The sequence below is a fragment of the Rathayibacter sp. AY1F6 genome, from assembly GCF_002932035.1.
Taxonomy (GTDB): domain Bacteria; phylum Actinomycetota; class Actinomycetes; order Actinomycetales; family Microbacteriaceae; genus Rathayibacter.
In genome coordinates this window covers 271,619-284,714 of record NZ_PSVD01000002.1, presented here as the reverse complement: position 1 = coordinate 284,714, position 13,096 = coordinate 271,619, and the positions used below count along the sequence as shown (strand labels likewise).

Genomic DNA, 13,096 nt, shown 5'->3' with positions numbered 1-13,096 from the left:
CGTGTCCACCACCACGACGGCCGTCCGGACCCCGCGTCAGCGCGGGGGCCGGGCGGCCCACCCGTTCCTCCGCTACGCGCTCCGCCGCGTGCTCACCTCGCTGCTGCTGGTGGTGGGCGTGACCCTCGTCACCTTCATCCTGACCAACCTCGTGCCGGGCGACCCCGTGGCGGCCGCCCTCGGCCAGCGCGCTGCGGAGGATCCGGAGATCGTCGCGCGGTTCCGCGCCCAGTACGGTCTCGACCAGCCGCTCGTCGTGCAGTACTTCACCTATCTCGGCAACCTGCTGCACGGCGACCTCGGCGTCTCCACCACCACGCACAACCCGGTGGTCGCCGACCTGGCGAAGGCGCTGCCGGCCACCCTCGAGATCGCCTTCGGCGCCATCGTGCTCAGCGTGATCATCGGCGTGCTGTTCGGCACCGTCGCCGCCTACCGGCGCGGCAGGGCCTCCGACCACGTTCTGCGCGTCGTGTCGCTGGCCGGCCTCAGCGTGCCGACCTTCTGGCTCGCGCTGGTTCTCTACTACGTCCTCTACTTCCAGCTCCGGATCGCGCCGGGATCCGGCCGGCTGAGCAGCGACTTCACCACGCCGCCGACGGTGACGGGCCTCTACACGGTCGACGCCCTGCTCGCCGGCCAGCTCGACACCTTCCTCGACGCGGCGTCGCACCTCTTCCTCCCCGTCCTCGTCCTGACGCTCTACACGGTGGGCCTGCTGACCCGGTTCGTGCGCACCGCGGTGCTCGAGATCCTCGACCAGGACTACGTGCGGGCCGCCCGCGCGAAGGGGCTGCCGAACCGCGCGGTCACCTTCTCCTACGTGCTGCGCGGGGCGAGCATCCCGATCCTCACCGTCGTGGGCCTCGCCTTCGGCAGCCTGCTCAGCGGCACCGTGCTCGTCGAGGCGGTCTTCGGCTGGCCCGGGATCGGCTCCTACGCCTACCAGGCCGCGTCGCACCTCGACCTACGAGGCATCATGGGCGTCGGCCTGCTCATCGGCGTGATGTACCTGCTCGTGAACCTGATCGTCGACCTGCTGTACGGCGTTCTCGACCCGAGAGTGAGGCTGGCCTCGTGAAGGATCCGCGAACCACCCGGTCCGACCCGCGCGACGGCGCTCCGGCCGGTCCGCGCGACGGCGTCGGTGCCGGAGTGCTCGACCCGGTCGCCGCCCCCGGCCTCCGCCTGCGCCGCCCCCGCCTGCGCCTGGGTCGCTGGTCGGCGCCGCTCGGACTCCTCGGCGCCGCCGTCGGCGTGCTCTGGATCCTCATCGCCGTGCTCGCCCCCGTCATCGCCCCGCACGATCCGCTCGCGCAGGACCTGCCCCTCCTCCAGGCGCCCGGCGAGGGCACACTGATGGGGACCGACGCGCTCGGCCGGGACGTGTTCTCGCGGGTGATCTGGGGTGCCCGGGTCACCATCCCGCTCGCCCTGCTGCTCGTCGTGATGTCGGTGCTGATCGGCGCGATCGTCGGATCCGTCGCCGGATTCCTCGGCCGTGCGGTCGACGAGGTCGCGATGCGCATCACCGACCTCGTGATGGCGTTCCCCACGGTCATCCTGGCGATGGTGATCGCGGCCGCGCTCGGAGCGTCGCTCCTGAACGCGGTGCTCGCGGCGCTGATCGTGTCGTGGCCGTCCTATGCCCGGCTGACCCGAGGCCTCGTGCTCGGCCTCCGCTCGTCGAACTATGTCGTGTCCGGCCAGCTGCTCGGCTTCTCGCCGCTGCGCTCCCTCGTCCGCGACATCGCGCCCAACATCGTCGGCCCGGTGCTCGTCCTGGCGAGCCTCGACATCGGTACGGCCATCCTCCTGTTGTCGGGCCTGTCGTTCCTCGGGCTCGGCGCGAAGCCGCCGACCGCGGAGTGGGGCTCGATGGTGTCGGACGCCATCCAGAACTTCGACGCGTGGTGGATCGGGGTCTTCCCGGGCCTGGCCATCCTCACCGTCGTCATCGCGTTCAACTTCGTCGGCGACGCCCTGCGCGACGCCCTGGACCCGCGGTCGCAGACGATCCGCGGAGGAGGCGCCACGCTGTGAGCGACGCACTGACCATCAGCGGGCTGCGCATCCGCACCCGCAGCCACGCCGTCGTGGACGGCATCGATCTGGCGCTGCGCCGCGGCGGCATCCACGGTCTCGCCGGCGAGTCGGGCTCGGGCAAGACCATGACCGCCCTGGCGGTGCTCGGACTGCTGCCCGGATCGATGACGGCCAGCGGGAGCATCCGTCTCGCCGACGACACCGGCGACGGCACGACGGAGCTCGTCGGCGCGTCCCGGCAGGTGCTCGGCGCGGTGCGCGGACGCCGGGTCGCCATGGTCTTCCAGGACCCGTCGACGAGCCTGCATCCGCAGCTCACCGTGGGCCGCCAGCTCACCGACCACCTGCGCCACCACCTCGGTCTCGGCAAGGAGGCCGCGCGGTCCAGGGCCGAGGCCCTGCTCGAGCGGGTGCGGGTGCCGGACGCCCGGGCCTCCCTCGGGCGCTACCCCCACCAGTTCTCCGGAGGTCAGCGGCAGCGCATCGCGATCGCGGTGGCGCTCGCGTGCGAGCCCTCGGTGCTGCTGGCCGACGAGCCGACGACCGCGCTCGACGTGACCGTGCAGGCCGGAGTGCTGCAGCTGCTGCGGGAGCTGGTCGACGACGGCGGGCTGAGCATCCTGCTCGTCACCCATGACCTCGGCGTGATGAGCGCCGTGGCCGACGAGGTGACGGTGATGCGCCAGGGGCTCGTCGTGGAGTCGGCTCCGCGCGAGCGGCTGTTCACCGCACCCGAGGACGAGTACACGCGGGCGCTGCTCGCGGCTCTGCCCGGCTCGAGCTTCGAGGAGAGCCCGGAGGAGCTGGTCGCCGAGCTCGTCGAGGGGCACGAGAGGGCCGCCGCCGCGGACGATCCGGGCGCGGCCACGGCAGGCGACGTCGAGAGGGGTGCGCGATGAGCGCGGGTGTGGTTCTCGAGGCCGACGGCATCGTCGTCGAGTACGGGCGGCGACCGCCGCTGCGTGCCGTCGACGGGGTCGGCTTCCGGGTGGCGGCGGGCGAGGTCGTCGCGCTGGTCGGCGAGAGCGGCTGCGGCAAGTCGAGCCTCGCGCGCGCCGTGGTCGGCATCGAGAAGCGCCGCGGTGGCGACGTGCGCCTGAACGGCGTCGACGTGCCCGCGCTCGGACTCCGTCGGCGCAGTCCGGCGATGACCGGTGTGCAGATGGTCTTCCAGGACCCGAACTCCTCGCTGAACCCCCGTCGCCGCATCGGCGAGCAGATCGGCGACGGCGTCCGGGCGGCGCTCGCCCGGGGCGCCGAGGGCTCGGACCCGGCCGACTGGCTGCGCCGCGTCGGGCTCGACCCGGCGATGGCGAGCCGGTTCCCGCACGAGTTCTCCGGCGGCCAGAAGCAGCGCATCGCCATCGCGCGGGCACTGGCGGCGAGGCCGCGGATGCTCGTGGCCGACGAGCCGATCTCGGCCCTCGACGCCTCGACCCAGACGAGCGTCGCCGCGCTGATGCGCTCGCTCAGCGTCGAGGCCGGCGCGGGCATGCTGTTCATCTCGCACGACCTCTCGGTGGTCCGGCGCATCGCCGACCGGGTGCTCGTGATGTACCGCGGCCGGGTCGTGGAGTCGGGGGACACCGAGACGGTGTGGCAGAGCCCGCTGCATCCGTACACGCGAGCGCTGCTCGCGGCGATCCCGCTGCCGGACGGCCTGGGGCGGCTGCCGCTGGCTCCACTCGACGCCGACCGGGCGGCCTGGCTCGAGGAGCTGCCCGACGCGCTGGAGCGGACGGGCGCGTGAGCGCGGTGGAGGAGGCCCGGGCCGAGGAGTCCGCACTCTGGAGCATGCCGAGGGCCGTGAACCGCAGTCCGCTCCCCGGGGACGGCGCGTTCATGACCGCCGGCTGGGCCGATCCGGAGCCGGTGATCGACCCCGACGAGCCGGTGCTCGCCTACACCGCGGAGCGCCGGTCGCGACTGGCGCAGGCGCTGCCCGCCGAGCTGCTGATCATCCCCGCCGGCCTGCCGCGGGTGCGCTCGAACGACAGCGACCACCGCTTCCGCCCGGGCACCGACCACGTGTGGCTGACGGGCAACGGAGTCGCCGAGAGCGTGCTCGTCGTCGACACGACGGGAGGGGAGGCCGGCTCGATCCTGTACCTGCGTGCTCCCTCCGGCCGCGACGGCGACGAGTTCTGGCAGAACGACGCGCTCGGCGACCTCTGGGTCGGTCCGCGGCCGTCGCTCGCCGAGACGCAGGCGGCACTGGGCATCGAGACCCGGCCGCTGGCCGACTTCACCCGCGACGTGGAGCGGGCCGCGCGGCGGGCCCGGCGCATCCGGGTCCTGCCCACCCTCGACGAGAGCGTCGACGAGCTGGTGCGGAGCATCTGCGGACCGGAGCTCGGACCGCACCTCGTGCTCAAGGCGACGCTCGACGAGCTGCGCCTGATCAAGAACGACTGGGAGATCGGACGGCTGCAGCTCGCCGTCGACGGCACGGCGCGGGGATTCGACGACTGCCTCGAGGCGTGGCCGGTCGCCCGCGTGATGCCCCGCGGCGAGCGCTACCTCGAGGGCACCTTCGCCCGCCGCGCCCTGGTCGAGGGACAGGGGCCGGCCTACGGATCGGTCGTCGCCTCGGGAGCGCACGCCACGACCCTGCACTACACGCGGAACACCGGGCCCCTCGCCGACGGCGATCTCGTCCTGATGGACATGGGAGTGGAGCTGCCCTCGCTCTACGCCGCCGACATCACCCGCACCGTCCCGGTCAGCGGAGAGTTCACCCCGCTGCAGCGGGACGTGTACTCGATCGTGCTGCGCGCGCAGCAGGCCGGCATCGACTCCCTGCGCGCAGGAGTGCGCTTCCAGGACTACCAGGACGCGTGCGGGCAAGCCCTCACCGAGGGGCTGATCGACCTCGGCCTGATCCGCTGCTCCGTCGACGAGGCCATGGCCCCGTCCGCGTCGTACCACCGCCGGTGGAGCATCTCCCGCGCCGGGCACATGCTCGGGATGGACGTGCACGACTGCAACCACGCTCCGCACGAGACGTACCTCGGCGGAGTGCTCGCGGCCGGCCACACGCTCACCGTGGAACCGGGCCTCTACTTCCAACCCGGCGACTTGACGGTCCCCGCCGAGCTGCGGGGCTTGGGCATCCGGATCGAGGACGACCTCGTCGTGACGGAGACGTCGTCGATCCTGCTCTCGGCGGCGATGCCGCGCACGCCCGACGCGGTGGAGGAGTGGATGGCGAGGCTGGCGGGCTGAGAGGTCGGGCCGTCGACGCGATCGGCCGACGCGGCCTACGGGAGCTGCGGGGGCGCGATCAGTTCGAGGAACCCGCCGAGGGCACCTTCGAGGTAGATGATGCGCGTGCCGGCTCGGGCGCCAGCGGTCATCCGGTGAGGTGTCCCGACCGGTCTCCAACCGTGTCCAGCGCAGAGCTCGAGGACACGATCGAGGTCCGAGACCGTGAGCGCGATGTGCACCGTGCCGACCTGTGCGGGCGAGCCGGCGGACTCGAGCTGTCGGGGCGGGTCGTACTGCAGCAGCTCCACCCGGTGGGGGCCGAGGGTCACCGTCGCTGCGCGGATCACGGCTCCACGAACGCCGGTGGTCGCCGCCGTGACCTCCACGTCGAGCGTGAAGGTGCGCTCGAGCACGAACCCGAGACCGGAGCACCACAGCACCAGCGCGTCGTCGAGGTCGGCCACGGTGAGACCGGAGTGAGCGACGTCGGAGACGAGCGGTGATGCCATGACATCAGTATCGAGCTCCGACACTCCTGCCTGCGGATGTGCGGCGATCCTCACCCTCCCTGGGTGAGGCCGATGATCAGATTGATGGCGACGGCGACGACGAAGGTGCCGAAGAAGTAGGACACCAGGGCGTGGGCCAGGGCGATCCGGCGTGAGGGGGTGGAGGACTGGGTGATGTTGCTCGCGCTGTAGGCCATCCCGATCGAGAACGCGGTGTAGGCGAAGTCGCTGTAGGACGGGTCCTCGTCCTGGTCGAAGTCGAAGCGGTGGCGGTCGTCGAGGTAGTACATGCGCGCGTACTTGAAGGCGTAGACGGTGTTGACGAGCGCCCAGGCCGCGACGACCCCGACGACCGCGAGGATCGCGGCCGCGGATCCGACGGGGTCCTTCTGCTGGCTGCGGAGGAGTGCGACGACCACGAGGACGAGGCTGAAGAAGGTGGCGGCGATGATGAGCGAGTCGACCAGCTTCCGGGACCGGTCCTCGTGGCGGGCGAGGTCGCGGGTGCGTTCCGGGCCGGCCGGCCACGCCGTCGACCAGGCCCAGACGAGGAACACCGCCGCGGCGATCGCCCAGCCGAGCAGAGGCGACAGATCGGGGACCGCAGTGGACCCTGAGCGCTCGGGCCGGAGATCCTTCAGACGGGCACGATCGGCCCCAGCACATTGAGCGCGACGACGGCCACCAGCTGGACGACGCCCGCGGTGACCAGTCGACCACCGAGGTGCGACGTGTCAGCGGGCCGCTCGGTCACCGAGCCGATCCGTACTGCTCCCGACGTCGTCCGGCACGTGAGTCAGGATGTCGCCCACCTGGCAGCCGAGGACCTCGCAGATGGCGTCGAGTGCTGAGGCACTCGCACCATCCTCCTGCGAAGAGGGGGCGGTGTCAGCCGGAGAGGGCAGTGCCCGAGAGCGGGTGGGTCAGTCGTCGTCGCTGTCGGGCGCGGGTGCCTGATCGGTGCTGGTGCTCGAGGTGGAGTCGGACCAGACTGCTTGTGCGCCGGAGTCGCCGATGCGGATGACGTCGATGGTCGCTCCGACGGAGATGGCGATCGCTGCGACGGCGAGCACGATTCCGACGAGGGGGCGGCGCGTGGTGGCGGCTCGGTCCTCGGTTCGTCGCGTGCGGCGGAACCAGAGCCACTGGACTAGGGCGACGAGGAACAGGCCGGCAGCCCAGGGGAGCAGGTGGTCGCCGAGCTCGGTGTGCTTCTCGAGGATCGCGGACGGCTCCGTCTGTCGTTCGAGCGCTTCACCGGCCTGCGTGGTGAGCGGGACGGCGATCAGCGCGGCGAGGGCGATGATCGGGGTGAGGATCCCGAACTTGCGGCGGGCGGCCGGCCAGAGGCTGCCGAGGATGAGCATCAGTGCGGCGAGGGGGAGCAGAACCACGACGGCGTGCACGAGGAGCGGGTGGAGGGGGAGGCCGTTGATCTGCCAGTCGTTCATCGGGGGCGCCTTCGGTCGAGAGGGGGGCTGTCCTCGTGACGCTAACGCGCCCCGCCCTGCGCGCTCTGCCGTTGGACGTGTTCGTGTGAGTCCTCGAACGATCACTCGCCCGTCCTCCGAGCCGACTCCCCGCTTCACCGCCGATATGCGAGGAGCCGAACGAGCGGAGTCAGGACGTGTGCCGGCTCGCCGGTGCGATCAGGCGGCGGAGCCGGTCGGTCACGAGAAGGGCACCGGCGGCGTCGATGGTGAGGACGTCGACCTCGAAGCGGTCGGTGACGGTGTCGAGCGTCCCGACGCCGCCGGCGAGGATCGCGGTCGCGAGGACGTCGGCGGTGACGATGTCCTCGGCGATCACGGACACCTGCACGAAGGGGACGTCACCGGGCTCGGCAGGTCGGCGCCAGACGTGCTCTCCGCGTTCGGGGGTCCCGGAGGTGGCGATCGCGCGGCGACCGTCGCCGAGGGGGACGATGCAGAGCAGCGCCTGCCGGTCGCCGGGATCCACGATCCCGATCGTCCAGCTGTCGGCGGGCGAGGTGAGGACGTCTCCCCCGACATCGAGGAGCCATTCGCCGTCGCCGAGCAGCCGGGCCGCGTGCGCCATGGTGGTCGCTTTGACGGTTCCGGCGAGGTCGATGACCCCGTCGGGCCGGTGCGGGGTGAAGGCGCCGTCCGTCGCCGTTCGCCAGTGCAGCGATTCGGTGTAGGCGGTCCGCATCTGCTCGGACGCGGCCGTCAGCGCGAGCTCGCCGCGGGCGATCCGGGACGCCTCCGACTCCGGCCGGTACAGGCTGAAGCGGGCGTCGGCGTCGGCGAAGACGGCTTCGACGTCGCCGACCGGGGTGTCGTCGGCGGCGCGCAGGCTGACGACGGTGCCCATCGTCGTGAACGTGTGCACGGTCAGAGTCCGGCCTGGTCGATCGCCGATTGCAGGGAGGTGAGGTACCCGTCGCTGGTGTAGGTCGCTCCGCTGACCGCCTGCACGTTCGCGGACTGGGCGGCGAGGACTTCTTGACGCAGGATCGGCGCGGCCCGGTGCGAGATCGACACGGACCGGCCGTCCTTGTCCGTGAGGTGCACGGCCGTGACGTCGGTGATCTGCCCGCCGGCGACGGTGATCGCGACCTGCACAGCGCCGAAGCGAGTCGGAACAGATGAGCCGGTCCACGTGCCGTCGGCCGAGGCGGACGGGCTCGCAGTGGCCGTCGAGCTCGTACCGGCCGACGGGTCGGTGGGCGCGCCGGCGGAGGGCGTCGTCGAGGCGGGGGCGCCGGCCGGGGTCGGCGTGGTCACCGCGGGAGCCGCTCCTTCCGTGGCTGTGGTGTCGCTCGTCCCGGTGGCGAGCGGGGACCCGGTGGCGCCGGCGGATCCCATCTGCCAGCCGACGACGAGGACGGCGAGGGAGGCGAGGACGCTGGCGACTGCTGCTCGTGTTCTCACCAGTCGAACCTCTCCACGTGGATCTGCCGGTCGGGCAGGCCTGCCGCTCGCGCGTCGCGGACGACGAGGTCGGCCCAGGCGGTCGGACCGCAGACGAACAGGTCGGATTCGAGCAGGCCCGGCAGTGCCGAGGTGATCGTCACACCTCGGGCGACGGACTCGGCGGACATCCACGTCGCCAGCCCTGCGGGCCGCCGGCCGATCATCCCGAACAGCGCGCCGCGGCTGCTGCGGACCAGTATCCGAGTCTCGTCCCAGAGGTAGGTCTGGGAGTCGTCGGTGGCGCGCAGCAGGACGGTGGCCTCGCCGGGTCGGAGGCCGCCGTGCTCGAGGAGCGCTCGGGCGGGGGTGATGCCGATGCCGGCGGCGATGATCGCGAGCCGCGGGGCGGTGCGGGCGACGTCGGTGAAGATCCCGTAGGGCCCCTCGATCGAGACCGCGGTCCCGGGGCGCAGTCGTGCGAGACGGTCGGTCCCGGCTCCGAGTGCGCGGACGGTGATCCGAGCGCGGGTGTCGGTCGGGACGGCGGAGAAGGAGATCGGGTGCGCATGCCACCAGGTGCCGCGGCTCCAGAACCGCCAGATCGCGTACTGCCCGCCGATCACGCCGAGGCGGGAGAGGTCGCGGCCGGAGAGGTGGAGCGAGAAGACGCCGGGGGCGATCGTCTCGACGGCCTCGACCCGGATCCGGTGCCGCAGGGTGGCGAGTACGGGCACCGCGAACCGGAACCTGGCGATCGCTCCGAACGCCAGGACGTAGAGGGCGAGCCAGTAGACGCGCTGCGGGGTGCTCCCGGCGAGGACCTGGCCGGCGGAGAGCTGGTGGGGGACGGCGACGAGGACCGCCGCGTAGCTGAGGAGGTGGATCGCGTGCCACGCCTCGTACGCGAAGCGGCGGCGCACGGCGACGAGGGAGGTGACGACGACGAGCACCAGCAGGGTGCTGCCGAGCAGCGCCAGGAGCATGTCGGCGCCGGAGTACAGAGTGAGTGTCTCGTTCCACAGCGTCAGCCCATCGGTGAGGGCGTAGCCGACGGTGAGCAGGGCACCGTGCCCGAGGATCAGAGACAGGGCGGGCTTGCCGAGGCGACGGTGCAGCGCCATCGCGGTGTCCTGGCCGAAGGTGTGATCGATCCAGGGGATCCGGGCGGCGAGGACGAGCATGACCAGGATCAGGTCGGTGCCGACGAGGCCGGCGACGATCCCTGCGGCCGTGAGAGCTCCGGCGATATCGGTGGCCTCCGCGGGCCCGCCGGCTGCGAGGTAGAGCGCGATGGCGAGGGCGACCGAGACCCAGCTGGCGGTGACGAGCGCGTCCGCGGAACGCAGGCGCCGACGCAGGGATCGCTCGCGGTCGGCCTGCGACCGCCGCAGCGTGGTCGGCGCGTGGGGTGCGGGTGCGTTGGTCGGTCGGATCGTGGTGCTCACGGCGGCGCCCTCCGGTCGGTGTCGCATGCGCCGACCTCGGGTTTCCGGGGGCGCGCTCCTACCGTCGCGGGGGAGTCTTGGTGTCGACTATGAGGGATGCGTGCCGATTCCCCGCCGGAGTCCGATTCGTGTTCGAGGTCTCACATGTCACCGCTCGGGCAGCACGACCGTCACCCTCACTCCGGCGGGTCGACAGTTCTCGATGGTGACCGATCCGTCCGCGGTGTCAACGAGAGCTGCGACGAGGGCGAGCCCGAGCCCGCTGCCGCCGTCGCGGCTGGTGCGCGCCTCGTCGGGTCGAGAGAAGCGCTCGAACGCGTGCGGCACGAACTCCTCCGGGATGCCGTGCCCAGTGTCCCGGACGCTCAGCTCGAGGGTGGAATCGTGCTGCTCGAGCAGGAGGGTGATGCGTCCGGCAGGAGGTGTTGCGGCGATCGCATTCGCGCCGAGATTGTCGAGGATCCGCGAGAACGCGCTCACCGAGAGCGGGTAGGGCGCGTCGGCGCGCTCGATCGCGGTATCGAGCTCGATGTCGGGGCCGGTGCCGCCGGTGATCGTCCTCAGCCGGTCGACGGAGTCCATCAGCTCGGTCTCCAGCTCGCTCGCCGTCGCGCGCGCGGTGACGGGCGGGGCGGCGTCCAGCCGGGAGAGCTCCAGGAGGTTCGTCGCCAGGCGGGACAGGCGGGCGAGGGACCCCTCGGCGGCGCGGATCTCTTCTTCGAGGGCGTCCGCGTCGCCGAAGTGCCGGTGCGCGAGTTCGAGCTGGGTGATGACGACTGCCAGCGGCGTGCGGATCTCGTGGCTTGCCGCGGACACCATCTGCCGCTCCCGATCGGCGGTGTCCCGCGTCCGGGCGATGAACGCGTTCAACGTCTCCGCCAGATCCGACAGCTCATCAGTCGCCGGGCCTACGGGAAGTTCGCCGCCGTGCCGGTCGCCGAGCGACGCGGCGGTGCGGCGCATCCGCTCGACCGGACGCAGGGCGGCGCCGGTGAGCAGCCATGCGGCGAGGGCGGACAGGATCACGAGGGCCGCGGCGCTGACGAGCAGCGTCCGGTCCAGGGCCGCGACGGTCAGGTCGCTGCCGGCGCCGCTGCGAGCCGCCCACAGCTCCCACGTACCCGCACTCGTGTCCAGGGTCCGGGAGACGATCGTGAACCGGACGTCCTCGTCGGTCATCACCGTCGAGGTGCCGTCGCTGCCGGTGCTGCGCTCCAGAACCTCGTGGACGTCGTGCGGCATCGTATCGACGGGGACCGCCCCGCCGGGAGCGCGCGCGAAGATCAGGATCCCCTCGGCCGGAGGGTCGGGGGTCTCGGTCGGGTCCGATCCCAGATCGGCGAGATACGGGGCGAGGTCGCCCTCGGCGAGGGTCACCTCGGACGCGACGACGATGCTGCGGAACTGCCCGTGCAGCACGAGGGTGATCACGCCGACCCCGATCAGCGCGACGAGGAGGCTGCCGAGGGTGATCCGGGAGCGGATCGACAGGGAGCGCAGCAGCCTCACTCGGCGCGCTCCAGCCGGTATCCGGCGCCGCGGACGGTCGTGATCCGGAGGCCTGTGTCGGCTAGGGCGAGCTTCTTGCGGAGGTAGCTGACGTACTGATCCACGAGGGTCGGCTCGAACGTCTCCGTAGACCCCCACACTTCGGCGAGGATCTCCGTCCGGGTCAGTACCTCATCGAGATGCACGGCGAAGAAGCGCAGCAGCGTGAGCTCCTTGACACTCAGCGCGAAGGGACGCTCTCGGACCGTCGCGCGCACGGACAGGGCATCCAGGCGCAGCGCTCCGATCTGGACCACTGGCTGCGGGCCGCTGGCTCGGCGCCGGATCTGTGCGCGGATCCGGGCGCTCAGCTCGCCGAAGTGGAACGGCTTGGTGACGTAGTCGTCGGCGCCCGAGTCCAGCCCGAAGATCCGGTCCTCGACGGCGTCCCGCGCCGTGATCAGCACGACCGGGACGGTGCTGCCCGACTCGCGCATCCGACGGCAGACCTCGAACCCGGTCATCCCCGGCAGCATGACGTCGACGACGGCGACGTCGACATCTTCCGCCGTGAAGGCGATCAGCGCATCGACACCGTTGTCGACGAGTTGCACGTCGTAGCCGTCCTCCCGCAGTCCTCGCTCGACGAGGGCGCCCATCTGCGGGTCGTCCTCGACGACGAGGATCCGGGACATCAGATCGCGCCGGACGTGCCGAGCAGCGACCCGATCAGGAACGTCGCGGCGAGGGCCAGCGCGCCGCCGACGACGATGCGGATCATCGGGCGCAGAGCCGGGCTGCCGCCGACCCGTGCGCTGATGTATCCGGTCGCGGCGAGGGCGATCAGCACCACGGCGAAGGTCACCGGAACCCTCCAGTCCGGCGGAGGGAGCAGGATCGCCAGCAGCGGCAGCACGGCTCCCAGGAGGAACGCCAGCGCCGAGGCGCCGGCGGCGGCGAGCGGGCTGGCGACCGCTTCCTCGTTCAACCCCAGTTCCGCTTCCAGATGTGCGGTCAGAGCGTCGTTCTCGGTCAGCTCGCGGGCGACCTGATGCGCTGTCTCCGGGGTCAGACCGCGCGCCTGGTACAGCCAGGCGAGTTCTTCGAGCTCCCCGTCGGGATCCTCGGCCAGCTCGACGCGCTCCTTTGTGATCAGCGCACGCTGACTGTCGCTCTGGCTACTCACCGACACGTACTCGCCCAGCGCCATCGAGATCGCACCGCCGACGACACCCGCGACACCCGCCGTCAGGATCGGTGCCGTCGCGGTCGTCGCACCGGCGACACCCACGACGAGAGCGGCGACCGAGACGATGCCGTCGTTCGCGCCCAGCACGCCCGCTCGCAACCAGTTCAGCCGACCTGAGATCGCGCTGTCGTGCGGTTCCGCGCGGGGCGAGGAGGGCGGAGGCGTGGACGGGGTCGACATGAGGGCCATGCAAGCACCCGCCCCGCGGGAGCGCTAGCCAGGAGAGCCTGCCCAATCCCGTCGGTGCTGCACCGGCTGAGAAGAGACGCAGGGGAG

At 71.8% G+C, this 13,096-nt stretch carries 15 protein-coding genes; 5 read left to right on the top strand and 10 right to left on the bottom strand.

The window, feature by feature from the left end:
• Nucleotide 1: 1 nt before the first annotated feature.
• The 5 genes from C5C44_RS03455 to C5C44_RS03435 are packed head-to-tail and all read left to right on the top strand — an operon-like array spanning nucleotide 2 to nucleotide 5,271.
• On the top strand, nucleotides 2-1,081 hold the full coding sequence (locus C5C44_RS03455; protein ID WP_104335295.1) for an ABC transporter permease: 1,080 nt from the start codon (nucleotides 2-4) through the stop codon (nucleotides 1,079-1,081).
• Nucleotides 1,078-2,043 carry an ABC transporter permease gene (locus C5C44_RS03450; protein ID WP_258066644.1) on the top strand — a complete coding sequence of 322 codons (966 nt, stop codon included), beginning with the start codon at nucleotides 1,078-1,080 and terminating at the stop codon, nucleotides 2,041-2,043. The genes C5C44_RS03455 and C5C44_RS03450 overlap by 4 nt, the downstream gene beginning before the upstream one ends.
• A complete protein-coding gene (locus C5C44_RS03445) occupies nucleotides 2,040-2,945 on the top strand; it encodes an ABC transporter ATP-binding protein (RefSeq protein ID WP_104223256.1) in 906 nt (301 codons plus the stop codon). The genes C5C44_RS03450 and C5C44_RS03445 overlap by 4 nt, the downstream gene beginning before the upstream one ends.
• Nucleotides 2,942-3,796: an ATP-binding cassette domain-containing protein gene (locus tag C5C44_RS03440; RefSeq protein ID WP_104239496.1), complete on the top strand. Its 855-nt coding sequence runs from the start codon at nucleotides 2,942-2,944 to the stop codon at nucleotides 3,794-3,796. The genes C5C44_RS03445 and C5C44_RS03440 overlap by 4 nt, the downstream gene beginning before the upstream one ends.
• The gene (locus C5C44_RS03435; protein ID WP_219827822.1) at nucleotides 3,793-5,271 is read left to right on the top strand and encodes an aminopeptidase P family protein; all 1,479 of its coding nucleotides are present in this window, start codon (nucleotides 3,793-3,795) and stop codon (nucleotides 5,269-5,271) included. Before C5C44_RS03440 ends, C5C44_RS03435 begins: the two co-directional genes overlap by 4 nt.
• Nucleotides 5,272-5,306: 35 nt before the next feature.
• Here C5C44_RS03435 and C5C44_RS03430 read toward each other — a convergent pair whose 3' ends face one another.
• The 10 genes from C5C44_RS03430 to C5C44_RS03385 all read right to left on the bottom strand — a co-directional run bounded on the left by C5C44_RS03430 (nucleotide 5,307) and on the right by C5C44_RS03385 (nucleotide 13,009).
• A complete protein-coding gene (locus C5C44_RS03430; RefSeq protein ID WP_104223254.1) occupies nucleotides 5,307-5,762 on the bottom strand; it encodes a VOC family protein in 456 nt (151 codons plus the stop codon).
• A gap of 50 nt (nucleotides 5,763-5,812) precedes the next feature.
• Nucleotides 5,813-6,346: a DUF1345 domain-containing protein gene (locus C5C44_RS03425; protein ID WP_258066651.1), complete on the bottom strand. Its 534-nt coding sequence runs from the start codon at nucleotides 6,344-6,346 to the stop codon at nucleotides 5,813-5,815.
• Nucleotides 6,347-6,496: 150 nt separating this feature from the next.
• Nucleotides 6,497-6,667 carry a helix-turn-helix transcriptional regulator gene (locus tag C5C44_RS17515; protein WP_104335336.1) on the bottom strand — a complete coding sequence of 57 codons (171 nt, stop codon included), beginning with the start codon at nucleotides 6,665-6,667 and terminating at the stop codon, nucleotides 6,497-6,499.
• A gap of 18 nt (nucleotides 6,668-6,685) precedes the next feature.
• Nucleotides 6,686-7,213, bottom strand: a complete 528-nt coding sequence (locus C5C44_RS03415) for a DUF2231 domain-containing protein (protein ID WP_104226519.1) — start codon at nucleotides 7,211-7,213, stop codon at nucleotides 6,686-6,688.
• A gap of 169 nt (nucleotides 7,214-7,382) precedes the next feature.
• Complete coding sequence (locus C5C44_RS03410) at nucleotides 7,383-8,114, bottom strand: FAD:protein FMN transferase (protein WP_258066643.1); 732 nt, start codon at nucleotides 8,112-8,114, stop codon at nucleotides 7,383-7,385.
• Between the two features lie 2 nt (nucleotides 8,115-8,116).
• Complete coding sequence (locus C5C44_RS03405) at nucleotides 8,117-8,656, bottom strand: FMN-binding protein (RefSeq protein WP_258063405.1); 540 nt, start codon at nucleotides 8,654-8,656, stop codon at nucleotides 8,117-8,119.
• Nucleotides 8,653-10,083, bottom strand: a complete 1,431-nt coding sequence (locus C5C44_RS03400; protein ID WP_258066642.1) for a ferredoxin reductase family protein — start codon at nucleotides 10,081-10,083, stop codon at nucleotides 8,653-8,655. Before C5C44_RS03400 ends, C5C44_RS03405 begins: the two co-directional genes overlap by 4 nt.
• A 147-nt stretch (nucleotides 10,084-10,230) precedes the next feature.
• Entirely contained in the window at nucleotides 10,231-11,592 is a 1,362-nt protein-coding gene (locus tag C5C44_RS03395) for a cell wall metabolism sensor histidine kinase WalK (protein ID WP_104226517.1), read from the bottom strand.
• The gene (locus tag C5C44_RS03390) at nucleotides 11,589-12,266 is read right to left on the bottom strand and encodes a response regulator transcription factor (RefSeq protein ID WP_104273009.1); all 678 of its coding nucleotides are present in this window, start codon (nucleotides 12,264-12,266) and stop codon (nucleotides 11,589-11,591) included. Before C5C44_RS03390 ends, C5C44_RS03395 begins: the two co-directional genes overlap by 4 nt.
• On the bottom strand, nucleotides 12,266-13,009 hold the full coding sequence (locus tag C5C44_RS03385) for a VIT1/CCC1 transporter family protein (protein ID WP_104268953.1): 744 nt from the start codon (nucleotides 13,007-13,009) through the stop codon (nucleotides 12,266-12,268). The genes C5C44_RS03390 and C5C44_RS03385 overlap by 1 nt, the downstream gene beginning before the upstream one ends.
• Nucleotides 13,010-13,096: the final 87 nt, after the last annotated feature.

Coding starts and splice junctions, on each gene's coding strand:
- C5C44_RS03440 (WP_104239496.1), top strand. CDS start 2,942: ATGAGCGCGGGTGTGGTTCTCGAGGCCGACGGCATCGTCGTCGAGTAC.
- C5C44_RS03430 (WP_104223254.1), bottom strand. CDS start 5,762: ATGGCATCACCGCTCGTCTCCGACGTCGCTCACTCCGGTCTCACCGTG.
- C5C44_RS03415 (WP_104226519.1), bottom strand. CDS start 7,213: ATGAACGACTGGCAGATCAACGGCCTCCCCCTCCACCCGCTCCTCGTG.
- C5C44_RS03390 (WP_104273009.1), bottom strand. CDS start 12,266: ATGTCCCGGATCCTCGTCGTCGAGGACGACCCGCAGATGGGCGCCCTC.
- C5C44_RS03385 (WP_104268953.1), bottom strand. CDS start 13,009: ATGGCCCTCATGTCGACCCCGTCCACGCCTCCGCCCTCCTCGCCCCGC.